Origin of the sequence: Bradyrhizobium sp. NAS80.1 (assembly GCF_001908205.1) — a bacterium.
Lineage (GTDB): Bacteria > Pseudomonadota > Alphaproteobacteria > Rhizobiales > Xanthobacteraceae > Bradyrhizobium.
Map to the genome: position 1 here is coordinate 1 of NZ_LGHL01000028.1, position 24,159 is coordinate 24,159.

Below are 24,159 nucleotides of genomic sequence, written 5' to 3' on the forward strand. Positions count from 1 at the left end.
CGCGCGGCGACCGCGGGCAAGGCCGCGGAGCCTTCGCCGAGCGAGCTCATCAGGCCTTGCGCCGAATTCATCAGGCCTTCGAATTCCGCACCTTCACTAACGAGCCGGCTCATCAGCTTGCCGAGCCGTTCGTTGCCGGCCCCGACTTCGCGCAGCGCCTGGAGGATTTGCGGCTCCAGCTTGGCGAGTTGGGTGGGATCGCCCTGCACGCGAAGCTCCTTCAGCTCATTGGCCGAGCGCTCGATGTCATCGAGCACCGGACGCAGCCGCCCCGCGCCCGCCGAGACCTGGTCGGCGGTCGCCTTGAGCTCGTTGGCGATGACGACGAAAGCGCTACCGCGGCTGCCGAGATGGCTGGCCTTGAGGCCCGCATTCATGCCGATCAGTGTGATGTCGACGGTTGCCTCGGCGAGCCCGGCGATCGCCTGGCGAAACTTCGCCAGCGTGTCCTCGACGATCGCGAGCGCCTCGTCGACGGAGCGGCCGGCGCTCTCGCAAGTCGCGATCAGGGTCGAGGCGTGCGCCAGCGTCTGCTTGATGCGTGCAAGGAACGACGATTCGCCGCCATCCCCGCCGCCAAACAGCGTACGGCCGTGACCAACGACGCTGCTCGCATCGTGCAAGATCGCGGTCAGCGCGCGCACGATCTGGCCGATGTCGCCGCCGAACTCGCGCTGGGCGTCCCTGAGCAGGGCCGCCTGCAACTGGCAGATCGCGCGCGCACCGTCGTCGCTCGCGACCGGCCCCGGAACCAGGCTCGGGCCAGAACCCGACGCAAGGCCGAGGCCATGACAGACATGCTCGAGGCGCTGGCGCGTGCTGTCGCCGGCCTGCAGGGAAATGATCGAACTGCCGACCGCCTCGGCGATCTTCCTGGTGCTGGCACTCGCCAGATCGGCGAGATGGCTGCTCTTGCTGCGCTGGTCGCGCAATCCGGAATAGGCTTCGCCGAGCTCGGCGCTTTCCGACACCAGCTGATTCCGGTAACGGCTCTCGAATTCCTGCTGCCGGCCGGACGCGATGGCAACCGCCTCGGACAGGCGCTGCTGGTCCCGTGCGCAGCCTTCAATCGAGCGCTGCACGGCCTTGCCGAGATCGTAGGCTTCCTGCGTGAAAGCGAGAAAGCCCTCGCGATCGCCGTCAAGGGAAGCCGCCTCGATCCGCGCGCTGCGCGCGATGATGGTGATCATCTGGATGTGCTTGAACAGCGGCTTGAGCAGCGAAGACGCCTCCGCGGTGCTCGTGCCGATCGTTGCAAGCAGGGCGCTTTCGGCCGGCAGCGCCTGCGCCAGCTCACTGAGCCGCGCAGCGATCTCCTGCAAGGCAGTCGCGGCAACCTCGATCTCGGCGCCGGAGAGTTCCTCCGAGAGCGTCGCGAGGCCCTGATTGAGCTCCTTGAAAATGATGTGACCGCGACCGAGCTCGTGGCCGACGCGCGCAAAGACGTCCTCGATGCGCGACGAGACGTCCTCGATCGCAACGATCGCCTCAGTGAGCGTGTTGGCCGGAATAGCGGACATTGTGATCAACCTGTCAGCGCCGCATGCCCGGCCTGATACCAGAGCATGATCTCGCGCGGGATATGGTTCAGCGAGACGACCTTCTCGACGCCACCATGGGCAATGGCCTCCTTGGGCATGCCGAACACCACGCAGCTTTCTTCATCCTGCGCTCGCGTCGAGGCTCCGAGCTTGCGCATCTCGAGCATCCCGCGCGCGCCGTCGTCGCCCATGCCGGTCATGATGACGCCGAGCGCATTGGCACCTGCGTGCTGAGCCGCCGAGCGGAACAGCACGTCGACGGACGGACGATGCCGCGACACCGGCGGGCCGTCCTTGATCGCGATCTGATAGCGCAAGCCGATGCGCTGAAGCAGCATGTGACGGGCGCCCGGCGCGATATAGGCGCAGCCCGGCAGAACCGGCTCGCCGTCCTCGGCTTCCTTGACCCGGATCTGGCAGATGCTGTCGAGACGTTTGGCGAAGGCCGCGGTGAAGCCCGCCGGCATGTGCTGGACAATGACGATGGGAGGACAGTGCGGCGGCAGCATCTCGAGCACGTCGTTGAGCGCCTCGGTGCCGCCGGTCGATGAACCGATGCACACGATGCGTTCCGTCGTCGGCCGGACCTTGCTTTGCACTGGCGGCGGGATGATGGCGTCAGCGGTCAGCTTCTTCTCGACCATCCGCCGCTCCGACCGTGGGCGGACACGCGCGCGCGCCGCCGACTTCACGGCCTCGCGGAGCCGCGTGGAGCATTCGAGCAGCGCCTGCCGCGTGTCGATCTTCGGCTTGGGCACGATGTCGACGGCGCCCGCCTCGAACGCCTCAAACATCACGTTCGAGCCCTCGCTGGTAAGCGAGGAGCAGATGATCACCGGGATCGGACGCTGCGCCATGATCTTGCGCAGGAACGTCATGCCGTCCATCCGCGGCATCTCGATGTCGAGGATGATGACGTCGGGGATCTCGTTCTGCAGGCGGCGGGCCGCTGCGAACGGATCCGAGGCCGTGCCCATCACCTCGATGTCGGGATCATCGTTGAGGATCGTTTGCATGATTTGGCGCACCGACGCCGAATCGTCCACGATCAGTACGCGAACCTTCTCCTTCGGCATTTGGTTGCGCTCCGGTTAGACCTGGAAAATGGTGGGCTGCACCTGCTTCAAACCAGGCACGGCACTGTGAATCATCGATTCCGAATGTCCGACCAGCAGGTAGCCGCCCGGCCGCAAATGGTTGCACAATTGCTCGATCACCGTGCGTTGGGTCTCGCGCTCGAAATAGATCAGGACGTTACGGCAGAAGATGATGTCGACGTCGCGGTCGACGGGATAGGACGCATCCATGAGGTTCATCCGCATGAAATGCGTCATGCGGCGCAACTCCGGCACCACCCGCACCTCGCCGCGCGACTTGTCCCGCGACGTCAGGAAATATCGCCTCACGAATTGCTCAGGCACCGGCGCGACCATGTCACGGGTATAGATCGCGGTCTTGGCAAGGCGCAGCACGGCGGTAGAGATGTCGGTCCCGAGGATGCGATACTGAAACCGCGATCCGCTCCGCGCCATGTCGTCCAGCACCATCGCAGTCGTATAAGCCTCCATGCCGGTCGAGCTCGCCGAGCTCCAGATCTTCAGGTTCGCGTTCCTGCGTCCGCGTAGCTTGAGCAGAGCCGGAACAGCGACCTCCCGTATGAACGTGAAGTGCTGGGGCTCGCGGAAGAAGTCGGTCTTGTTGGTGGTAACGACATCGATGAGATGGGTTAGCTCCGTGTCGAAATGATCCGCCTCGAACAGATTGTCGACATACTCATTGAGATCGGAATAGTTCAGCGCGCGGACGCGCTTGTGCAATCGACCTTCCAGCATCAACCGTTTGCCTGGCGGCAGCTTGATGCCGACCTGGCCTTCGATCAGCTCGGCAATGGTCCGGAAGTGGCGGTCCGACAGATGCGCGGCCGTATGCTGCACGGCCGGCATCATGGCCGTGTGCTCCGGCCAGCGACGGCCGCATGCACAAAATGTCGGGCCATAGGGGCCATCTCGAAACCTTACGCGTTTACGCGATCATTGAGCACGAACCGATCCACCACAGGGATGGACCGGTTCCCGGGGTATCCTAGCGCTGGAAATCGGCGTCCCGATCGTCCTCACCGTCATTCATGTCGAAGGCGAATCCGCCACCATTCGCGACCTTCGCGGCGCGCGCCGGCTTGGCCTGCGGCTTCCTGGCCGGACGCTCCGCCGCCGCCATGGTGGCAGCCTTCGCACGCAGTTGATTGACCGCCCGGTCGATCGGCGCCGCCGCATGGTCCCTGGCGCCTTGCTCGATGCGGAAATAGGCGATCGTCGACTGCAACTGCTCGGCCTGCGAGGCGAGCTCCTCCGAGGTCGAGGAGACCTCTTCCGAGGCGCTGGCGTTCTGCTGGCCGACCTTGTCGAGTTGCTGAATCGCCTGGTTGATCTGCGAAGAGCCGACATCCTGCTCGCGGCAAGCCGACGTGATTTCTTCAACCAGCTCGGCCGTCTTCTTGATATCGGGCACCAATTTGGCGAGCATGTTCCCGGCATCCTGCGCGACCTTCACGGTCTCACTCGAGAGAGAACCGATCTCGGCCGCAGCCGCCTGGCTGCGCTCGGCAAGTTTCCGCACCTCTGAGGCCACCACGGCAAAGCCCTTGCCATGCTCGCCGGCACGTGCGGCTTCGACTGCTGCGTTCAGGGCGAGCAGATCTGTCTGCCGTGCGATCTCCTGAACAATGGTGATCTTCTCCGCGATGGTTTGCATCGCTTCCACTGCACGGCCCACGGCGGCACCGCTGGCCTCGGCGTCCTTGGCCGATTGCGCAGCGATCTTTTCGGTCTGGTTGGCATTGTCGGCGTTCTGCTTCACGTTCGCCGCCATCTCCTCCATCGAGGAGGAAGCCTCTTCTGCAGAGGACGCCTGCTCGGTCGCCCCCTGCGAGAGCTGCTCTGCGCTGGCCGAAAGCTCCTGGCTGCCCGCGGAGACGTTCCGCGCCGCGGTCAGAGCCTCGGACACGATCTGGCGAAGCTTCTCGACCATACGCTCCAGGGCCAGCCCGAGCGTATCCTTGTCCGAGAGCGGCTTTGCCTCAACGGTGAGGTTGCCATGCGCGATCTCGTTGGCGATCCCCGCCGTCGCGTTCAGGTTCACCGTCATCACGTTCAGCGCCTTGATCAGATCGCCGATCTCGTCATCGCTCGATACATCGATCTTCTGACTGAGATCGCCGAGCGCGACCGCATCGGCGAGACCGACGGCTCGGGAGAGACCGCGGCTGATGTTGATCGCGATCCAGACGGCTGACCCGACAGCCACCAGGAGCGACGCGATGATGATGCTGATCAAGATGATCTTGGCGTGGCTCGCGTCGGCTGCGGCTTGAGCCGCCTGCTCTCTCATTATCTTCTTCAAATAGGAAATGTAGCTCGCCGATGTCGTGATGGCTTCCGCGGCGTTTGCTTTTCCCTCGGTCGCGGCCAGCGCTGCGGCACGGATATTGCCGCCTTCCCTTACGATGTCCGTCACCTTGGCAATGATCTTCAGAACCCGTTCCGTCTGTGCCGCGAGGGTGGTGGAAGACTGTCCGGCGGCCGTCAGCGAAGCATAGCTCTGCTGCACGGCGTCCCGAAGCGCAGTCAGGCGGTCGTCCATCACTTTCATCGACGCGTTCAGCTCATCCATGCTGGTCGCCGAAAAGGTTAGCGCGACCTGCCGTTGGGATCGTGCGCCCTCCAGCCTGATGGTCTGGAGTGCCATCAAGACGTTGGCGCGCTCGGGCGAGCTTGCCGCGCGGCTGGCTTCCGCGAAAAGCGCATCGATCGAGTCGTTCCACTCCTTCAGAATCGGTTGCCCCTCGGAGGCCCAGAGCTGAGCACCTCGGTTGTTCGAGTTCAAGAAGGCGAACTTCATGACGGAATCTTCGGTCGCGTTCATCTTGTCGTACGCAGCCGAGAACTTCTCGATCAGGCGCTTTCCGGCCTCGGCCGTGCCCGCATAGATCTCATCGCGGAGGCGGGTCGCCTCCTTTCGGTCCAGCTTGATCTCGTCCGAGATCGCCTGCATCTCGGTTTCCGTCGAGGCGATGATGATGTCGCGCTCGGCTCGGGCCTGGGTCAGGACGAAATTCTGGAGCTCGCCGGCCCGCTCGATCCGTCCCGACCGCTGGACCAGCAAGTCCGATGTGTCCGCAAGTTGGCTCAGCTTGACATAAGCGAGCCCACCGGTGATCGCCGACAGGATAATCACTGTGCCAAAGGCGCCCGCCAGTTTGGCTTTAACAGTAAGTCTCATCTCTCATTCCTCGAATTCGTTATCTCATGAACTGACGCAATACCGACTCTGCGAAAGGCGCGGTCCTAAGCCGCCACTGGAGGTTTGGAGGCCGCATCCGGCGGCGCCGGCATGTCCGCTCCCGCCATCAAGCGTGCCAGGTCGAAGATGATCACGAACCTGTCGCCCTTTCGTCCGATGCCGGCGATGTAATCCGACTGCCAGCGGCCGCCGACGGCTGGAACCGGTTCGAGAGTACTCTCGTCGATGTCGGTCACCTCGAAGACGCAATCCGCGACAAAGCCGACGCCGACCAGGCGATCTTTCATCGGCACGTCGAGAATGATGATCCGGGTGGCCTCCGTCGCCGCCACACTCGGCAAGCCAAGCTTGATACGGAGGTCAACGATCGGATAGCCGCTGCCGCGCACGTCGATCATTCCGAGCAGGAAATCCGGCGCGTGCGGCAGGCGCGAGATCGGTCGCATGTCGAGGATTTCGCGGACGTTGCGGATGCTGATGCCGAACGTCTCGCCGGCGAGCCCGAGCGTCAGATATTGCGAGGTCACGGCCATGATTGTAGTCCAGGGTCAGAAGGTTTGAATGCGCGGTCCGGCGTAAGGCTAGGCCATCCGTCAGCGTTGAAACTCGGCGTCGCGATCGTCCTCGCGATCCTGCATGTCGAAGGCAAATCCGCCGCCGGCGACTTTCATCGCACGCGCCGGCTTGCGGGCGGGCGCGGGCTTCTTCGCGCCCCGGTCGGCTGCCGCCATCTGCGCGGCCTTGGCACGGAGCTGGCTGACGGCATGGTCGATCGGCGCGGCCGTCGCGCGCTCACCGCGTCCGCCCTGCTCGATGCGGAAGAACGAGATGGTGGACTGCAGCTGCTCGGCCTGCGAGGCGAGTTCTTCAGAGGTCGAGGAGACCTGCTCGGAGGCGCTAGCGTTCTGCTGACCGACCTTGTCGAGCTGCTGGATCGCCTGGTTGATCTGGGCCGAACCCACGTCCTGCTCGCGGCAGGCCGCGGTGATCTCCTGGACCAGCTCGGCGGTCTTCTTGATGTCGGGCACCAGCTTGGACAGCATGTCGCCGGCTTCCTGGGCGACCCTCACGGTTTCCGTCGACAGCATGCCGATGTCGGCCGCAGCGGCCTGGCTGCGCTCGGCGAGCTTGCGTACTTCGGAGGCGACCACGGCAAAGCCCTTGCCATGCTCACCGGCGCGCGCGGCTTCGACCGCCGCGTTGAGCGCGAGCAGGTCAGTCTGGCGCGCGATCTCCTGCACGATCGTGATCTTCTCGGCGATGGTCTGCATCGCCTGGACGGCGCGGCCCACGGCGACGCCGCTGGCTTCGGCGTCCTGGGCCGAGCGCGCGGCGATCTTTTCGGTCTGGTTGGCGTTGTCCGCGTTCTGCTTCACGTTCGAGGCCATCTCTTCCATCGAGGAGGAAGCTTCCTCGGCGGACGAGGCCTGCTCCGTGGCGCCTTGCGAGAGCTGCTCGGCACTGGCGGAGAGCTCCTGGCTGCCGGCGGAGACGTTCTGCGCGGCCGTCAGCGCCTCGGAGACGATCTGACGCAGCTTCTCAACCATCGTGTTCAGAGACTTGATAAGATCGCCGATCTCGTCATTGCTGGCGGAGGGAATCGTCTGGTTGAGATCGCCGTCAGCCACCGCTCCGGCAAGGCTGACTGCGCGGCCAAGCGAACGGCTGATCGAGATCGAGATCCACAGAGCCGCGCCGATCGCAACGAGCAGCGAAATGCCGATGAGCGTCATCAGCAGGAATTGCGCCTGGTGTCCTTCTTCCTTGGATTGGGCGGCCTGGTCGGCCATCTGCTTCTTGGTATTCTGCACATAGGCGCCCATCGCCTCCAGCGCATCGGCGACGACCTTGCGGCCCTCGTTCATCGAGCGATCGGTCGCTTTCGCCTTGTCGGTCTTCGCGAGGCGGATCGTTTCTTCCTCGTAGGCGTTCATCTTCGCATAGGCGGCCGCGAAGCCGTCGAGCAGCTTCTTGCCGGCTTCGCTCGCCAGCGCATAAACCTCGTCACGGATCTTCATCGCGTCTTCGCGCCGCTTGGCGGCATCGGCGGCGAACTGTTCCGCTTCGGCTTCGGTTCCGAGAATGGCGTTCTTCTCTGCCCGCAACTGCAGCAGGATGGTCTTCTCGATCTCGGTCGCCCTTTCCATGCGCTTGGCACGCAGGACCATGCTATCGGCGGTCGCCATCATGTCGCCGAGCTTCGTGTAAGCCACGCCGCCCGCCACCATGGACAGGATGATGACCAGGCCGAACGCGCTGGCCAGCTTCGCCTTGACCGTAAACCTCATCTTCAGCCCCTACCCCAGAGTCCCGCCTGTGGGACCACGATTTCAATTCAGGATGCGTTCCATGTTGGGAACGATGACGAACTCTTCACGCCACTTGGCGATGAAGCGAATGAACTCCGGCTTCCAGTGCATGCCGACGCGCGGTGTCTGCTGCACGTCAGACTGCGATATCTCCGTAACTTCGTAGACCTTGTCGGCGGTGACGCCGACCAGAACCGGCTCGCCGTCGAGCTGGAGCTCGATGACGACGATGCGCGTGTCGGCCGAGTTGTCGAGCTGCGGCATTCCGAAGCGGATGCGCAGGTCCGCAAGCGGAATGACGTTGCCGCGCACGTTGATCACGCTTGGAACGAAAGAGCGCGCGCCCGCAACCTTGGTCGCCGGCACCGGATCGATGATCTCGCGCACAAGGCCCGCGTCGAGCGCGAACTTCTCGTCGCCGAGGCCGATCATCACGACCTGCATCGCGTCGGCCTGATGTTCGCCGGCCAAACCATCGTTCATCACGCCGCCTCGCTGATATGCTGCTTCTCGACCTTCGACTGCGCCAGCGTGACGAGCTGCGCGACGTCGAGGATCAGCGCCGCCGTGCCGTCCCCCAGGATCGTCGCGCCGGAGAAGATCGTGACGTCGGAATGCAGCTTGGAAAGCGACTTGATCACGGTCTGGTGGTTGCCGATGATCTGGTCGGCGACGAGGCCAACGCGGGTCTCGCCGGTCGAGATGATGATCGTCTTCTGGTGCCGGTCGGGCGAACCCGACGAGGACATGATGTCACGCAGGCGCAGGAACGGGACGAGGTTGCCACGCACGTTGAGGAAGTTGCGGCCGCGCGAGCGTTCGTCCTCGGCCGTCAGCTCGACGCATTCCTCCACTGCCGGCAGCGGAATGATGTAGCGGCCTTCGCCGACGCGGATCAGGAGACCCTCGATGATCGCGAGCGTCAACGGCAGACGCAGCGTCACGGTGGTGCCTTCGCCCGGCCTGGTGGACAGGTCGATCGACCCACGCATGTTCTCGATGGTGCGCTTGACCACGTCCATTCCGACGCCACGACCGGACAGCGCCGAGATGGTCTGCGCGGTCGAGAAGCCCGGATGGAACAGGAACTGGTGGATCTCGTGATCGGTGAGCACGGCGCCGGCAGCAATCAGCCCCTGCTCTTCCGCTTTCGCACGAATGCGTGCGGTGATGAGGCCGCCGCCATTGTCCTTCACGGTGACGAGCACCTGCGCGCCGGAATGAACGGCGGCGAGCTCGATCCGGCCCTGCGCGGTCTTGCCGTTGGCGGCGCGGGTCGCGGTGTCCTCGATGCCGTGGTCGATGGCATTGCGGATCAGGTGCACGAGCGGATCGGCAAGGCACTCGATCATGGTCTTGTCGAGCTCGGTATCCTCGCCCGTGGTGACGAATTCGACCGGCTTCGACAGGTCCCGCGACAGGTCATGCACCAAGCGGCGGAAGCGGCCGAACAGCGAGCCGATCGGCACCATGCGCGCGCCCATCGTGGTGTCGCGCAAGGACGAGGCGAGGCGCTCGATTTCCTCGGCGATCATCTTGATCGAGAGATCGGAACCGGAAGCGGCGAGCTGGGTCAACCGTGCCTGAGCGATGACGAGTTCGCCAACCCGGTCCATCAATTCGTCGAGACGTTCGGCCTGGACGCGGACGGTGGCGATGCCGCGCTCCTGCTTGGCTTCCTCGCGGCGTGCGGGTGCCGCCTCGCGCTTGAACTCGGGCTTCGTTTCGGACCTGGCTTCGAACCTGGGTTCGGATGTGGGCTCCGCCTTTGCAATGGGCTGCTCGGCGGCCAGCGCAGCAGCAACCTCAACCATAGGCGCGGTCATCTCGGCCGCCGGGGCCGGCTCCTCGTCGAGAAGCTGGAACAGCGGTGCCGGCGCGGGCGCTTCGACATGCTCCAATGGTGAGAGCGTGAGCTTCATCTCGTCCTGGACGAACATGAAGACGTCGTCGATCGCATCTTTGTGGCAAGCGGCGTGCAGCTTGACGTCCCATTTCAGATAGCAGTCTTCCGGCTCCATCTCGTCGAGGAACGGGATGCCGTCGGTGATCGGAACGACGAAGCAGGGACCAAGCTTGCAGAGGTCTTCCAACAGGTCGAGCGGATTCGAACCGTTGCGCAGGATGTGGGATTCAAATTCCAGATACAGATGCCAGCCGGCTTGCTTGCTCTCGCCGGGAGCCCGCGACGGCGCCTCGATGATCTCGGCGACCGGAGCGGCGGGCTGATCGGCCGACACGAAGCGCTTGAGATCATCGAGGATGGCTTCGCCGATGATGTCGTCGGTCGATTGCGGATCCTCGATCAGCGCGCGGATATAATCCTTGGCCGCGAGCGCGACCGAGATCAGCTCCTGCGTCGGCTTGATCTCGCCCTTGCGGACGCGATCGAAGGCGGTCTCGAATTCGTGGGTGAAGGAGGCGACCTTGTCGAAGCCGAACATGGCGCCCGAACCCTTGATCGTATGCAGGGCGCGGAAGGCGGAATCGACCAGCTCGCGGTCGTCGGGACGCTGGCCGAGGTCGAGCAAGGCCCCTTCCAGGACCTCGAACAGCTCGCTGGCTTCCTGGCGAAAAACCTCGGTCGGGTCCATCGCGCTCATGCGCGCACCAGCTTGCCGACGACGGCGAGCAACTGCTCGGGCTTGAACGGCTTCGTGATCCAGCCGGTGGCGCCGGCGCTCTTGGCTTCCTGCTTCACCGCGTCGTTGGATTCGGTGGTCAGGAACACGATGGGCATGCCGACCGCGCTCGGCAGCTTGCGCAGCGCCCGGATCAGCTCGAGCCCGTTCATGACAGGCATATTAAGGTCGGTGATGACGAGATCGAGCTTGCCGGCCTGCGCCTTGGCGAGCCCTTGCGCGCCGTCGCCGGCCTCGATCACGTTGTGACCGGCCGGCTCGAGCACGACCTTGATCATCTGCCGAATGCTTGGGGAATCGTCGACCGTGAGAATCGTGGCCATTAGGTGCCATCTTTCTTTTGCGGGAAGTGCTGATCGATCATGGCCTCGCTGGCGAAGCCGGCGCGACGAAGAGTGTTGCGCAAAGACTGAGAGAATGATGTGAGCACCACCGGGCGGCCCTGGGCCTCACCGGTCTTGGCGGTCGACAGCAGAAGCTGGATCGAGGTGACGTCGGCCTTGTCGACGCTCGAACAATCGATCTCGAGCCGGTCCTGTCGGCCGAAAGCTTCGCGGATCAGGTCATAGACACTACGGATCGCAGCGATGCTGCAATCCGCCGGCAGCCGCAGGGACCACTTCGGCTCGGTGACATCAGACGACATTCGTCCCCCAAATTTCCCCGGATTCGCTGCGCGCATCGCGCGAATCCCGCACCACGACTATTCGTGTCGGAGAGTGTGCAAACCCCTAATGGACATCACCGTACAACTACGGGTCACAAACCGGAGGACTTCGCGTATGCACGCAGACGCGCATGGCCCGCGCAAATTTCATGCACTGCGCGCAGTCTTGAGCAGTTTGCCGCGGGCTTGATGTTTGCTTCGCGTTAAATCGCAAAGGCTATTCGTTGACATCATGCCTCGCCATCCGAACGAGCCCGGCCGCCGATGCTGACCCAAGCGCTTCTGATTGATGACAGCCGCTCCGTCCTCAATTTCCTGAAACATCATATCGAAGCTGAAGGCCTGATCGAGGCCACCACCTTCCTCGATCCCGTCGAGGCGCTCGCCTGCGCGCGCGAATGTGTGTTCGACCTCGTGCTGGTCGATTACGAGATGCCCCATATGGACGGCATCGCCTTCATCCGCACGTTCCGCACCTTGCCCGGCTGCGCAGACATCCCGATCGCGATGATCACGTCGCGGCAGACCGATGACGTCAAGATGGAAGCGCTGCAGGCTGGTGCAACCGATTTCCTGCCCAAGCAGCCGCAGAGCGTCGAGATGACGGTGCGCTTGCGCAATTTGGTGCGGCTCGGTGCAGCCGTACGCAAGCAGAACGACCGCGCCGCGGATCTGGCGAGCGCGGTGGCGGCCGCGACCCAGAAGCTCGGCGAGCGCGAGGAGGAGATCATCCTGCGGCTCGCGCTCGCGGTCGAATACCGCGACAACGACACCGGCGAGCACACGCTGCGGGTCGCCCGATACAGCCGCATCATCGCCGAGCAGCTCGGCCTGCCGGCCCGGCTCTGCCGCGACATCTATCTTGCGGCTCCCCTGCACGACGTCGGCAAGGTCGCCATTCCCGACAACATTCTTCTCAAGCCCGGCAAGCTCACCGACGAGGAGATGGCGGTGATCCGGACCCATGCGACGATCGGCAAGAAAATCCTGGCGGGCTCGAGCTGCGAGCTGATCCAGCTCGGTGCGCAAATTGCCGCAGGCCATCACGAGCGCTGGGACGGCGCGGGCTATCCCAATGGCCTCAAGGCGGACGAGATCCCGGTCGCCGCACGCGTGGTCGCGGTCGCCGACGTTTTCGACGCGCTCACGACGCGACGGCCATATAAAGAGCCGATGCCGCTCGAAGTGGCCCGCAAATACCTGGTCGAGAACAAGGGACGGCAGTTCGATCCCGCCTGCGTCGAGGCCTTCCTGGCGCGCTGGGACGAGGTCGTGGAGATCGCCGCCGGGCAGAACGCGACGCCATTTAAGAAAACCGAGGCCACGCTCGTCCCTATGATAGAGAGTGTGGCTGAAAGCTGCCCGGTCGAGGACGGTTCGCCTTAGGCCGTCCGGGCGCCTGACCTGATCCACCCGGGCAACAGCTTGCCGCGGCTCCGTTTTCTCCGGTCGCCGGTTTGAACCTCTTCCTGATAAAGTGCACTCAATATCTAAGAGTGATTCTGGTCACACTTGCCTGGGCGCTCCGCTGCTACGCATCGGACCAGGATAAGGGACCGCAGAGCATCGGTTGAGTTGGATGAGAATACCCATGAGAAGCCTGATCGGCACCCTTGCCGGCGCGTTCTGTCTTGCGGCCCCCGCCCTGGCGGCTGAGACTCCCGCGGCGATCGTCGAGGACGTTCAGGGCAAGGTCGACGGCATCGCGTTCATGGACTACGTGTCGCCCGGCAAGATCATCAAGCTCGGGCCGAAGGCGAGCATCACGCTCAGCTATCTCAAATCCTGCCTGCGCGAGACCATCAGCGACGGCGTCGTCCTTGTTGGCACCGAGCAGAGCACCGTGCAGCTCGGCGAGGTACAGCGGGAAAAGGTACCCTGCGACACCAATGCGGTACGGCTGTCCGAACGCGAGGCGAACCAAAGCGCCGCAACCACCTTCCGCACCATGCGGTCCGACACTAAGAGCGCGCCGTCCAAGATTCCCACGATCTATGGCGTCTCTCCGCTGGTCCAGGCCAAGAGCGGCAGTACGCTGGTCATCGAGCGCACCGACGGCAAGGAGCCCACGATCAGCGTGCCGCTCAGGAATGACATCATGATTGGCGGCAAGTTCTATGACTTTGCCAAGGCCGGGAAGTCGCTGACGCCCGGCGGCAGCTATCTCGCCATTCTCGGCGCCAAGCGCTACGCGTTCCAGGTCGATGCCAGCGCTACGTCGTCGCCGACGCCGATCGTCGGCCGGCTGCTGCGGCTCGAATAGGCGGCCAGCGACGAGGCGATGCGGCGGATCGGCAGACGGGACATCGTTGCGGCGATCCTGATTGCGCTCCTTGCGGGCGCCGTCTTCACGTCTTCGCCGCTCCAGACGCTGCAAGGTGTCTCGCTCGACATCCTCACGGCCCTGCGCGGCAGGATCGTCGGCGATCGCCGCGATCCCTCGACGTCGCCGGTTGTCGTCGTGGCGATCGACGGGGAGACTTACGACACACCGCCCTTCAAGGGATCGCCGACCCAGGCCTGGACGCGCGAGATCGGCCGGGTGCTGGGCAGCATCGCCGACGGCGGTGCCAAGGTGATCGGCTTCGACGTCATCTTTCCGAGCTCGATCGAGCAGTCGGAGATTCCCTTCGGCGAGGCGCCGCTCGGCGCGCGCATGAAGGGGTTTGACCGCGATTACCTGATCGCGCTGCGCCAGATCTCCGACACCGGCAAGCTTGTGCTCGGCGAAATCCTGAGCAACGACCATCCGGAAGGGCCGTACCGCGCGCAGCGACTGGCGGCGAAAAACAATGTCCGTGCGCTCAATGTCAACACCGACACCGACGACGTCATCCGGCGGATGCCGCTGAGCTTCCCCATCGACGGCAAGCCGGTACCCGCCATGGCCGTCGAACTCGCCGCGCGCGCGCTCGAGGGAAAGCCCGAGATTGCGCCGTCCGGCGCGACCGAATTGTCCGGCTATGCAATCCCGAGTGCGGTACCGAACACACTCACACTCAATTTTCGAGGGTTGGGCCGCGACGTCCCGACCTTCTCTTTCGCCGATCTGCGCGCCTGCGTCGAGAAAGGCGACCGCGATATCTTCCGCCGCGCCTTCGACGGCAAGGTCGTGCTGCTCGGCACCATCCTGAATTTCGAGGACCGCAAGCTAACCTCTATGCGCCTCTCCGGCAGCTATGATGGGACGCCCGCCGCGCGATGCGCCCTGCCTGCCCCGGCACAGGCCGCGCAGACGGCCCGCAGCGCAGTCGCCGGCGTCTTCGTGCATGCCACCGCCGTCCGAAACCTCATCGAGCGCGACGCCGTGACCGAGCTCGGCTTTCCGCTGCGGAGCATTCTCACGATCGTGTTCGCGGCGATCATCGCCTGCGCGGCCTGCGTGTTAGCACCGGGTGGCGTACTGATCGCATGGCTCGTCCTCACCGCCGCTTACGCGGCCATGGCTATCGGCGTATTCGTACACGCCCTGGCGCTGCCACTTGCGGAGCCAGCACTCGCGAGCCTTGCCGCGCTCGCGATGATGATCGGCTATCGCTTCGTGCTAGCCGACCGCGACGAGCGCTTCCTGCGCAAGAGCTTTGCCTTCTACCTCGCCCCCGAAGTCATCAACACCATGGTGGCCTCCGGCAAGATGCCGGCCCTCGGCGGCGAGATGCGCAACATCACCATGTTCTTCTCCGACCTCAGCGGCTTCTCCTCGATCGCGGAGACGATGACGCCGGGCGAGCTGGTCACGCTGATGAACGAATATTTGTCCGCCATGACTGACATCATCGAAAGCCATGGCGGCTACGTCGACAAATATATCGGCGACTCCATCGTCGCGATGTTCGGGGCGCCGGCCGACGATCCCGCCCATGCACGCAACGCCGTCCGCGCCGCGCTGAACTGCCACGAGAAGCTCGCGGAGCTCAATGCCAATAATCCCGCCTTCGCCGGCCACGGCCTGTCGCATCGCATCGGGCTCAACAGCGGCGAAGCCGTGGTCGGCAATATCGGCTCCCGCCGCCGCTTCAACTACACCGTCATGAGCGACACCGTGAACGTCGCTTCGCGGCTCGAGGGTGCCAACAAATATTACGGCACGGCGATCATGGCATCGGAAACAACGATGGCGCAGACTGGCGACGCATTCGCCTGGCGCGAGCTCGATGCGATCAGGGTGCTGGGCCGCGGCGAAGCGATCAAGGTGTTCGAACCGCTGGCCGACAAGGGCGCGGAGAGCGCAGAGCAGACGAAGGTCGCCGCCGCGTATGCGGAGGGACTGGCCTGCTGGCGGGCGCGGAAGTTCGAGAAGGCGGCGGTCGCGTTCGATGGCGTAGCTAAGATAGATCCGCCATCATCTCTGTTTGCTAAGCGCGCGAGGGCGCTTATCACCAACGCACCGCCGCCGGATTGGACACCGGTCAACACGCTGGAAGGGAAGTAGCGGCCTCAACCGCGGGCCGGAGCATGCGCCGCATGTGCAGGCGCTCGCCGAGTTGAAGCGGCTGGCGCGGGGGTAGCGGGCGGGAACCGCTCTTTGTCGCGGCCCGGTGCTTTTTTCAACCGGCGCAAATGCGCCATGACAGCTCGGGCAGGTTCGCCTGCCCAAGGTTGAAGAAACGGGCTAAGGTTGCAGCCCCATCAAGGGCCAAAAGGCAAGTTCGATGTCGCCAATCAAGCTCTTGTCGATTGGATTGATCGCGATCGCCATGCTCACAACGTCCGCCGTGGCTCGCGAGAAGCGACGCGTCATAGTGCGCGCGCCTTTTTATATGGACCATTCCGCCACCGCCGGCAGGTCCTACAAGCTTCCGCTTGAACCGGATGGCCGCTGGATTTTCCGGGACGGCATTCCAATATGGTTCGGTCCGTCGGTCCGGGGCTGGCCCGGTCACATTTGCGACTGGGGCGACAACGGGCAGATATGCTGAGTCATTTGCTGACGGTCTACCTAAAACGGCAGCCCGACATAATTCTCCGCGAGAAGGCGCTGCGCGGTCTCGGATGAGAGCAGATATTCCAGCTCCGTCTGCTGAAGACGATCCTCGTAGTCGAGACGGTCGGGGAAGCGGTGCAACAGCATCGTCATCCACCACGAGAACCGCTGCGCTTTCCAGATCCGCGCGAGCGCCTTGGCGGAATAGCCCTTGAGGCCGGAATCATCGTCGCGCAGATAATGCGCGAGCATGGCGTGGTAGAGATAGTAGATGTCGGATGCGGCGCTGTTCAGCCCGCGCGCACCGGTCGGCGGCACGATGTGGGCGGCATCGCCCGCGAGGAACAGGCGGCCATAGCTCATCGGCTCGGCGACGAAGCTGCGCAGGGGCGCGATGCTTTTCTCGATCGACGGTCCCGTGACCAAACGGCCAGCGACCTCCTCCGGCAGGCGACGCTTCAGCTCGGCCCAGAACGCATCGTCGCTCCAGTCCTCCACCTTGTCGGTCAATGGCACCTGAATGTAGTAGCGGCTCAGCACCCGTGAGCGCAGAGAACAGAGCGCAAAGCCGCGCTCGTGCTTCACATAGATCAGCTCGGGCGACACCGGTTTCGTCCGCGACAGCACGCCAAGCCATCCGAACGGATAGACCTTCTCATATTCGCGCAGCACATCCTTCGGGATCGACTTGCGGCTGACGCCGTGAAAGCCGTCGGCCCCGACGATGTAATCGCAATCGACGCGGATGGTCTCGCCGTTGGAACGGTAAGTCACGTACGGCCGGTCCGACGTCAGATCATACGGCGTCACGTCCTCGGCGTTGTGCACGACCTTGCCGCCGAGACGGTCGCGCGCTTCATAAAGGTCGTGCGTCACCTCGGTCTGGCCGTAGACCAGCACCGAATTGCCGCCGGAATGCCTGTGCAGGTCGATGTGGGAGAGTACGCCGTCATGGGCGATCTCGAATCCATTGTGGATCTCGCCCTCGCGATCCATCCGCTCGCCGCATTGCGCCTCGCGCATCAGCTTTGCGAAGCCATGCTCGAGTACGCCGGCGCGGATGCGGGCCAGCACGTGGTCGCGGCTGTACTTCTCCAGCACGACCGTGTCGATACCCTTCAGGTGAAGCAGTTGGGACAACAGCAAGCCGGACGGCCCACCGCCGATGATACAGACCTGAACCTTCATTCTTACGTCCTCCCGTCGGCACTTTTTTTGCAGACAAGACGCAGCAGACCGATGGAGGGTTTCGCCTTTGTCTTGTACTATTCGAACATGAGAACCGCGGCCCCTCCCCCGGCGATCCGGGTCTACAACCTCTTCGGCGAGTCCGGCGACCTTCCAGACGTCGTGCATTGCGAGACGCTCGCGTCCCGCTCGGTGCTGCACGACTGGACCTTGGCCGTGCACCGTCATGCCCGGCTGCACCAGGTGCTGCTGATCGAGCGCGGCGGCGGTGAGGCAACGCTCGACGGGCGCGTGGTGCCCTTGAGGCCGATGCAGATCGTCAACGTGCCGGTCGGCCACGTCCACGGCTTCCGCTTCGTGCCTGAGACGCAAGGCTGGGTGCTGACCATCGCTGCGGAAATCCTGGACGAGACGCTGCTCGCGGCCGAAGGCGTGCGCGGCGCGCTGTCGCGCTCGGCCGTGGTGCGCGGCACGCCGCAGATCCGCACCACCATGAAGCAGATTTTCGCCGAATACGCAGGGCGCGATTTCGGTCGCGCGCATGTGCTGCGCGCACTGTCGGCAGCGATGATCGGGCTGGTGGCCCGCGTGCTCACGAGCGAGAGCGGCGGCACCGGCACGGCCGAACCCGCCCTGTTCCGCCGCTTCGAGGCGCTGCTGGAGCAGCATCATCTGGAGCGCTGGAGCGTCGCCGACTACGCCGACGCGCTGTCGATCACCCCGACCCATCTCAACCGGGTGACGCGCGCGGCGACCGGCGATACCGCTTCGCACCTGATCCTCAACCGGCTGATCCGCGAGGCGCGACGCAACCTCGTCTACACCAACCTGCCGGTCTCGACGATCGCCTACACGCTTGGCTTCGAGGATCCCGCCTATTTCAGCCGCGTCTATGCGGCCGCCACGGGACTATCGCCACGCGCCTTTCGCGTGCAGCTCCACGGCGGAGACAATTGACGCGCACGTCGGGTCGCGCCGGCCGCTACTGATGCGCCCTCTCCCGTCCGGATTCCATGGGCAGGTCGTCCGGATGCCTCTTCTCATAGTGAAGGAAGAGATCGAGCAGGGCCAACAGCACTATGAAGACGCCGAAGCCGATGCTGAGATGCATCGCCCGCGTATGCGGGAACCCGAGCAGCCAGGGGGAGGCGATGAGCCAAACGCCCATGAGGACGTTGAGCCATTCCTCCCAGTCCCGGTAAGCGATTATGGCCGCCAGCGACAGCACGACGATGATCGCGCTCGTGACCCAGAGATCGATCTTGCCCTGGCTGTTGGTCAGCCTGAACAGCCACGGTGATATGAAGAGGACAGAAGCGAGAAACAGATTGTAGACGTCAGGGACAGTTTCGGGCTTTTGCAGCCTGCTCATGACACACCTCTCCAAGAGGATATGTCGAACGACTCGCCGGGACGCGATTTGGTTCCCCTCGGCCGGGCCCACCTCGGGTAGACTTTGGTCTCGGGTCAAGTTGCGGCCAACCCGGCTGACCGGGTTGGCTGCATCGCGACGATCAGACGTCGAAGAACACCGTCTCTTCCGGCCCCTGCAAATTGATCGTGAAGGAATACACGACCTTGCCGCCGCGCTCGCTGCGCGTGGCGATCAACGTTTTGCGACGCACTGCCGGTTCGACCAGGTTGAGCACGGGATCGGCGGCATTGGCGGCCTCTTCATCGGAGAAATAGAGCCGCGTGTTGAGACCGATGTTGATGCCGCGCGCGACGATCCAGACATTGACGTGCGGCGCACATTTGCGCCCCGTCTTGTCGGTGATGGCGCCGGGCTTGATGGTCTCGAAGGTGACGAGGCCGCTCTCGAAGTCGGAGCCGGCGCGGCCCCAGCCACGAAAGTCCTGCTCCAGCGCGCCGGCCGAGCGGTCGGCCGGATGATTGTAGCGGCCGGCGGCGTTGGCCTGCCAGATCTCGAGCAGCACATCGCGCAGCGGCGAACCGGTGCCGTCGAGCACCTTGCCTTCCAGGACGATGCGCTCGCCCTGGGTGTTCGGCGTCACCAGCACGTTCGAAAAGTTCTTCTCGAAGATGTCGAAGCCGGCCATGGCCGGGATCAGGCCGATATGGACGTAGGGGCCGGCGGTCTGCGAGGCGGTTTCCTTGAGGTAGTTGAGCGGCTGCGGCATGGACTCAGTTTCCCTCGGTGCGATTTTCAAAATAGGTGGAGCGCTGGCCGCGCAGCACGATGTCGAAGCGGTAGGCGAGCGAATCGAACGGCGTCGAGGCGTTGAGGTCGAGCGGCGCGACGAGGCGATCGAGCGCGTCCTTATCCGGGATCGTCGTCAGGATCGGACAGATCGGAATCAAGGGATCGCCCTCGAAATACATCTGCGTGATCAGACGCTGCGCGAAGCCCGAGCCGAACACCGAGAAATGGATGTGGGCTGGACGCCAGCTGTTGACGTAATTGCGCCAGGGATAGGGCCCCGGCTTCACGGTGCGGAAATAGTAGTAGCCGGTATCGTCCGTCAGCGCGCGGCCGCAGCCGCCGAAATTCGGATCGATCGGCGCCAGATACGTGTCCTTCTTGTGCCGGTAGCGACCGCCGGCATTAGCCTGCCAGAACTCGACCAGCGTGTTCGGCACGCCCCGACCGGTCTCATCCAGCACGCGGCCGTGGACGATGATGCGCTCGCCGACGGGATCGCCGTCCTTGGCGTAGTTGCGGACCAGATCATTGTCGAGCGGGCCGAGATCGTTGTGCCCGAACACCGGCCCTGTGATCTCCGAGACAGTGTTCTCCAGCGACAGCAGCGCCTGGCGCGGCGAACGCAGCACCGAGGATTTGTAGCCGGGCGCATGCGCAGGCGGATGCATGGAACGGTCACGCTGGAAGAAGCCACCATCGCCGAGCGGCGGCGCGAACGGCTCCGGGCGATTGAGGCGGGGATCCTGCAAGGCTGGCGCCTGGGCATTCATCGGCGTGGTCTCTCCCTGGGGCGCCCCGGGTCCGGGCGCGCGGCTTATCCGGAGATCATGGGCCGGCCTATTCTCAAGATAAATAGATCGATTATAATATATTGCATGAAAGAAATCGATCATTTGGCCCTCGACGGCCACGCGCTCGAACTGTTCCTCGCCGTGCTGGAGGAAGGCTCGGTCACGGCAGCCGCAACGCGGCTCGGCCTGACGCAGTCCGCGGTCAGCCACGGGCTGAACAAGCTGCGGCGGATCGCCGGCGATCCGCTGTTCGCAAAATCCGGCCGCGGCATCGTCGCCACCTCCCACGCGCAGGCGCTGGCCGCAAAAGCACGCGCGCTGATCGACGAAATGCGGAGTTTTGCCGGCGGCGTGAGCTTCGAGCCCGCGCGCGCGCAGCTCTCGCTGACGATCGCCGCCAACGACTTTCAGCGCGACCTGCTGCTGCCACGATTCTTCGATCATCTGGCGGGACAGGTGAAGAGCCTCAACCTGCGCGTGATCCCATCGCAGTCGCCCTCGCCTGCGATGCTACGCGAAAACCGCTGCGATCTCCTGATCACGCCGCTGCCGCCGTCCGGCATCGACATCGTGCAGAAGCGCCTGCTGAAGGATCACTACGTCTGCTACTTCGATCCCAAGGCGCGCACCGCACCAATCGGCCGCGGCGCCTATCTCGCCGCACGCCACGTCACCGTGGTCTATACCGACAACGAGCGCCTCGACTTCGACCGCCGGCTTGCGGCCAACGGCTTCCACCGCGACATCGCAATCTCGGTGCCGAGCTTCTCCGGCGTGCCCTCGTTCCTGCGCGGCTCGCAGATGCTCGCGAGCATGCCGAGCCTGCTTGCATCCGGCGTGATGCGCGGCTTCGCGCAAACCCGCATTCCGCTGGCCTCGCGCGCGCGCACGCTGGCCGAGCTGCCTATGTTCATGGTTTGGCACCAGCGCTACCAGAAAGACCCGGCCCATCGCTGGATCAGGAACCAATTCGAGATCGTTGCGGCGACGGCCGCGGGCGGCTGAACAGGGGTTCAGCCGCTCTGCTGGACCAGGGAATTATTTCACCGCCGCTGACGGGGCCGCCCCGCGCGGGGGCCAGCCCCTCGCCAAACCCACTGGTTGCGCCAAGGCCGGCACGCTAGAATTTCGGCCATGACAGTGACCGACATTGCGAGCCGGACCTACAATCACAGCTGGCGGCTGGATCCCATCATCCGCAGCCTGCTTGATACCGACTTTTATAAACTATTGATGTTGCAAATGATTCGGGAATCTTACCCGAGTCAGCAGGTGACCTTCTCGGTCATCAACCGCTCGCGCCATGTGCGGCTCGCCGAGATCATCGACGAGGGTGAGCTGCGCGCCCAGCTAGACCATGCCCGCACCATCCGCTTCACCAAGAAAGAGCTGATCTGGCTTGCCGGTAACACGTTCTACGGCAAGACCCACATGTTCTCGGCGGACTTCATCCGCTGGCTGGCCGAATTCCGCCTGCCCGAATACGAGCTGCGCAAGGTCGAGGGCCAGTACGAGCTGCATTTCCATGGGCCCTGGACCCACACCACGATGTGGGAGATTCCGGCGCTCGCGATCCTCAACGAGCTGCGCTCGCGCGCGGCCATCAAGGGCCGCGGCCGCTTCGAGCTCGACGTGCTCTATGCCCGGGCCAAGGCCAAGCTGTGGACCAAGGTCGAGCGGCTGCGCAAGCTCGAGAATTTGCGCCTCTCCGACTTCGGCACCCGGCGTCGCCACGGTTTCCTCTGGCAGCGCTGGTGCGTCGAGGCTGTGAAGGAAGGCCTGGGCCCGTCCTTCATCGGCACGTCCAACGTGCTGCTCGCGATGGATAATGATCTCGAAGCCATCGGCACCAACGCGCATGAGCTGCCGATGGTCGCGGCAGCTCTCGCCAAGGACGACGAGGAATTGCGCTGGGCGCCCTATCGCATTCTGGACCAGTGGCGCCAGACCTATGGCGGCAATCTCCTGGTCGCGCTGCCTGATGCCTTCGGCACCAAAGCCTTCCTGCGCGATGCGCCGGAATGGGTAGCCGACTGGACCGGCTTCCGCCCCGACAGCGCGCCGCCGATCGAGGCCGGCGAGGAGATCGTCGCCTGGTGGCGGAAGAAGGGCCGCAACCCCAAGGACAAGCTGCTGGTCTTTTCCGACGCGATGGATGTCGGCTCGATCGAGCAGACCTATCACCACTTCGCCGGGCGCGTGCGGCTCTCCTTCGGCTGGGGCACCAACCTCACGAATGATTTCGTCGGTTGCACGCCCGACGGCTCGTTCAACCTCGATCCGATCTCGCTGGTCTGCAAGGTGTCGTCGGTCGATGGACGTCCCGCCGTCAAACTCTCCGACAATCCGGAGAAGGCGACCGGCCTTCCCTCCGAGATCGAGCGTTACCTGCGCGTGTTCGGCGACGCCGGCCGCGTGCGCCAACCGGTATTGGTCTAGAGCCATTTCCGTTCCGATAGTATCGGAACGGGGCTCTAGATTCTTACTTTAGCGCGTTTTCTTTACGCGAACCGGTATCCACTTCGCTCGAAAACGCTCTCTGGCACCAGACCGGACTTTCTCATGGCGTGAATTGCGCGCGAACGTGCATAAGCCGCTCGCCGCTGTCACCGGACGGACAGAATCCCAAGGCCGGTGAGATGCGCGTCGAGAAACTGGTCGACCTGCTGTCGCAGCATCTGCGGCGGCACGGCCACCATGCGCTCTTCGAGGCCGAGCGAGATGATCCCGTGCACCGCCGAGAAGAGAGTGCGCGACAGCAGCGCGATCTTCACATCATCCGCCTCCGGCAATAGCCGCACCAGGGGCGGATGCATCAGCGCGAAGGCGTCCATCACCATCTGCAGGATGTCGTCCGGATAAGGACGGTCGTCCTCCATCCGGTGCTCGAACAGCGAACGCAGCAGATTGGCGTGCTCGGCAAAGAATGCGAGATAAGTCTCGGCAAGCCCGTAGAGCTGGTGAACGGGATCCTCGCTCGGAACTCCGGCAAGCCGCACCGTGAGCGCCTGAACGGTCTCCCGATTAACAGTCAGGATCACCCCGTCGAAGTCGCCGAACTCGTTATAGACGCTGCCGACCGAACAGCCGGCGGCTTCGGCAACGTCACGAACCTTCAATGATCTCAATCCTTTAGTTGCAATTATGGCGCGGGCGATCTCCAGGATCTGGAGCCGTCGCCTGATTTTTTTCTGGTCGCGCAGCGGTTCATCTTGAACATTGTTCATTTTTAGGCTACTCATATTGAACATTGTTCAAATTAACGCGGAGACCTGCAAAATGCAAACCCTCGCTGTTGATATTGCCACCACCTTTGTCGATGACGCCGCAGCTCTTGTGACCGGCCTTGGCCGGGCCGCCCTCAGGCTGGCGATGGCGCCGATCGATCGCATTGCGAATGCCTGCGACATTGCCGGCGTGCTCACTGAGCGCCGCGCGACCTTCCGGATGTGGCGGGCCAGCCGCGCCCGAGCCCGTCACGAAGGCCGCAGGTCCGGCTTGCTCGGCCGCTTCTCGCCCTTTCGCCACCTCTCCCATCTCACCTGAGACGACCACACCCGACACGGTCAGGTCGGCTCGAATGCCAGAACCGGTTGCAAGGAAGGACTCATCATGTCCCCACATTCGCGTCCGA

The 24,159-nt window shown here is 63.9% G+C and carries 23 protein-coding genes; 7 read left to right on the plus strand and 16 right to left on the minus strand.

The window, feature by feature from the left end; translation table 11 throughout:
* The 10 genes from AC629_RS07190 to AC629_RS07235 form a co-directional block, all read right to left on the minus strand.
* On the minus strand, positions 1–1,520 hold a 1,520-nt coding region (locus AC629_RS07190), incomplete at its 3' end, for a chemotaxis protein (protein WP_143198968.1).
* Between the two features lie 5 nt (positions 1,521–1,525).
* Positions 1,526–2,617, minus strand: a complete 1,092-nt coding sequence (locus tag AC629_RS07195) for a protein-glutamate methylesterase/protein-glutamine glutaminase (RefSeq protein WP_084804038.1) — start codon at positions 2,615–2,617, stop codon at positions 1,526–1,528.
* Between the two features lie 15 nt (positions 2,618–2,632).
* Complete coding sequence (locus AC629_RS07200; protein ID WP_084804039.1) at positions 2,633–3,487, minus strand: CheR family methyltransferase; 855 nt, start codon at positions 3,485–3,487, stop codon at positions 2,633–2,635.
* Between the two features lie 136 nt (positions 3,488–3,623).
* Positions 3,624–5,819, minus strand: coding sequence for a HAMP domain-containing methyl-accepting chemotaxis protein (locus tag AC629_RS07205; protein WP_084804040.1), 2,196 nt, complete (start codon positions 5,817–5,819; stop codon positions 3,624–3,626).
* Between the two features lie 65 nt (positions 5,820–5,884).
* Positions 5,885–6,373, minus strand: a complete 489-nt coding sequence (locus AC629_RS07210; RefSeq protein ID WP_084804041.1) for a chemotaxis protein CheW — start codon at positions 6,371–6,373, stop codon at positions 5,885–5,887.
* A gap of 60 nt (positions 6,374–6,433) precedes the next feature.
* Positions 6,434–8,128 carry a methyl-accepting chemotaxis protein gene (locus AC629_RS07215; protein WP_084804042.1) on the minus strand — a complete coding sequence of 565 codons (1,695 nt, stop codon included), beginning with the start codon at positions 8,126–8,128 and terminating at the stop codon, positions 6,434–6,436.
* Positions 8,129–8,170: 42 nt separating this feature from the next.
* Positions 8,171–8,632, minus strand: coding sequence for a chemotaxis protein CheW (locus AC629_RS07220; RefSeq protein WP_168195417.1), 462 nt, complete (start codon positions 8,630–8,632; stop codon positions 8,171–8,173).
* A complete protein-coding gene (locus AC629_RS07225) occupies positions 8,632–10,752 on the minus strand; it encodes a chemotaxis protein CheA (protein WP_084804044.1) in 2,121 nt (706 codons plus the stop codon). The genes AC629_RS07220 and AC629_RS07225 overlap by 1 nt, the downstream gene beginning before the upstream one ends.
* Positions 10,749–11,114 carry a response regulator gene (locus tag AC629_RS07230; protein ID WP_027562191.1) on the minus strand — a complete coding sequence of 122 codons (366 nt, stop codon included), beginning with the start codon at positions 11,112–11,114 and terminating at the stop codon, positions 10,749–10,751. Before AC629_RS07230 ends, AC629_RS07225 begins: the two co-directional genes overlap by 4 nt.
* A complete protein-coding gene (locus AC629_RS07235; protein WP_084804045.1) occupies positions 11,114–11,437 on the minus strand; it encodes an STAS domain-containing protein in 324 nt (107 codons plus the stop codon). The genes AC629_RS07230 and AC629_RS07235 overlap by 1 nt, the downstream gene beginning before the upstream one ends.
* Before the next feature lie 285 nt (positions 11,438–11,722).
* Between AC629_RS07235 and AC629_RS07240 the strand changes: the two genes are divergently transcribed.
* From AC629_RS07240 to AC629_RS07250, 3 genes are all read left to right on the plus strand, one after another.
* The gene (locus tag AC629_RS07240) at positions 11,723–12,844 is read left to right on the plus strand and encodes a response regulator (protein ID WP_084804046.1); all 1,122 of its coding nucleotides are present in this window, start codon (positions 11,723–11,725) and stop codon (positions 12,842–12,844) included.
* 205 nt (positions 12,845–13,049) lie between these two features.
* On the plus strand, positions 13,050–13,721 hold the full coding sequence (locus tag AC629_RS07245) for a hypothetical protein (protein WP_084804047.1): 672 nt from the start codon (positions 13,050–13,052) through the stop codon (positions 13,719–13,721).
* A gap of 18 nt (positions 13,722–13,739) precedes the next feature.
* Complete coding sequence (locus AC629_RS07250) at positions 13,740–15,890, plus strand: adenylate/guanylate cyclase domain-containing protein (RefSeq protein WP_084804048.1); 2,151 nt, start codon at positions 13,740–13,742, stop codon at positions 15,888–15,890.
* 180 nt (positions 15,891–16,070) lie between these two features.
* On the opposite strand, the gene AC629_RS49765 is transcribed toward AC629_RS07250, so the two are convergent.
* Both AC629_RS49765 and pobA read right to left on the minus strand, forming a co-directional pair.
* Positions 16,071–16,199, minus strand: coding sequence for a hypothetical protein (locus tag AC629_RS49765; RefSeq protein ID WP_283845854.1), 129 nt, complete (start codon positions 16,197–16,199; stop codon positions 16,071–16,073).
* 198 nt (positions 16,200–16,397) lie between these two features.
* On the minus strand, positions 16,398–17,570 hold the full coding sequence (gene pobA, locus AC629_RS07260; protein ID WP_084804050.1) for a 4-hydroxybenzoate 3-monooxygenase: 1,173 nt from the start codon (positions 17,568–17,570) through the stop codon (positions 16,398–16,400).
* Between the two features lie 51 nt (positions 17,571–17,621).
* On the opposite strand from pobA, the gene AC629_RS07265 reads away from it, so the two are divergent.
* Complete coding sequence (locus AC629_RS07265; protein WP_084804051.1) at positions 17,622–18,527, plus strand: helix-turn-helix domain-containing protein; 906 nt, start codon at positions 17,622–17,624, stop codon at positions 18,525–18,527.
* A gap of 25 nt (positions 18,528–18,552) precedes the next feature.
* On the opposite strand, the gene AC629_RS07270 is transcribed toward AC629_RS07265, so the two are convergent.
* The 3 genes from AC629_RS07270 to pcaH all read right to left on the minus strand — a co-directional run bounded on the left by AC629_RS07270 (position 18,553) and on the right by pcaH (position 20,504).
* Positions 18,553–18,942, minus strand: coding sequence for an SPW repeat protein (locus AC629_RS07270; protein ID WP_084804052.1), 390 nt, complete (start codon positions 18,940–18,942; stop codon positions 18,553–18,555).
* 142 nt (positions 18,943–19,084) lie between these two features.
* Positions 19,085–19,711 (minus strand): protocatechuate 3,4-dioxygenase subunit alpha, encoded by a 627-nt coding sequence (pcaG, locus tag AC629_RS07275; RefSeq protein ID WP_084804053.1) that lies wholly within the window; start codon positions 19,709–19,711, stop codon positions 19,085–19,087.
* A gap of 4 nt (positions 19,712–19,715) precedes the next feature.
* Positions 19,716–20,504, minus strand: a complete 789-nt coding sequence (pcaH, locus tag AC629_RS07280) for a protocatechuate 3,4-dioxygenase subunit beta (protein WP_084804054.1) — start codon at positions 20,502–20,504, stop codon at positions 19,716–19,718.
* A 105-nt stretch (positions 20,505–20,609) separates the two neighbouring features.
* Between pcaH and AC629_RS07285 the strand changes: the two genes are divergently transcribed.
* A complete protein-coding gene (locus AC629_RS07285; RefSeq protein ID WP_084804055.1) occupies positions 20,610–21,530 on the plus strand; it encodes a LysR family transcriptional regulator in 921 nt (306 codons plus the stop codon).
* A gap of 129 nt (positions 21,531–21,659) precedes the next feature.
* Positions 21,660–22,964 (plus strand): nicotinate phosphoribosyltransferase, encoded by a 1,305-nt coding sequence (pncB, locus tag AC629_RS07290; RefSeq protein WP_084804056.1) that lies wholly within the window; start codon positions 21,660–21,662, stop codon positions 22,962–22,964.
* 167 nt (positions 22,965–23,131) lie between these two features.
* On the opposite strand, the gene AC629_RS07295 is transcribed toward pncB, so the two are convergent.
* Entirely contained in the window at positions 23,132–23,752 is a 621-nt protein-coding gene (locus tag AC629_RS07295) for a TetR/AcrR family transcriptional regulator (RefSeq protein ID WP_084804057.1), read from the minus strand.
* Between the two features lie 52 nt (positions 23,753–23,804).
* Between AC629_RS07295 and AC629_RS07300 the strand changes: the two genes are divergently transcribed.
* Positions 23,805–24,071 (plus strand): hypothetical protein, encoded by a 267-nt coding sequence (locus AC629_RS07300; RefSeq protein ID WP_084804058.1) that lies wholly within the window; start codon positions 23,805–23,807, stop codon positions 24,069–24,071.
* Positions 24,072–24,159: the final 88 nt, after the last annotated feature.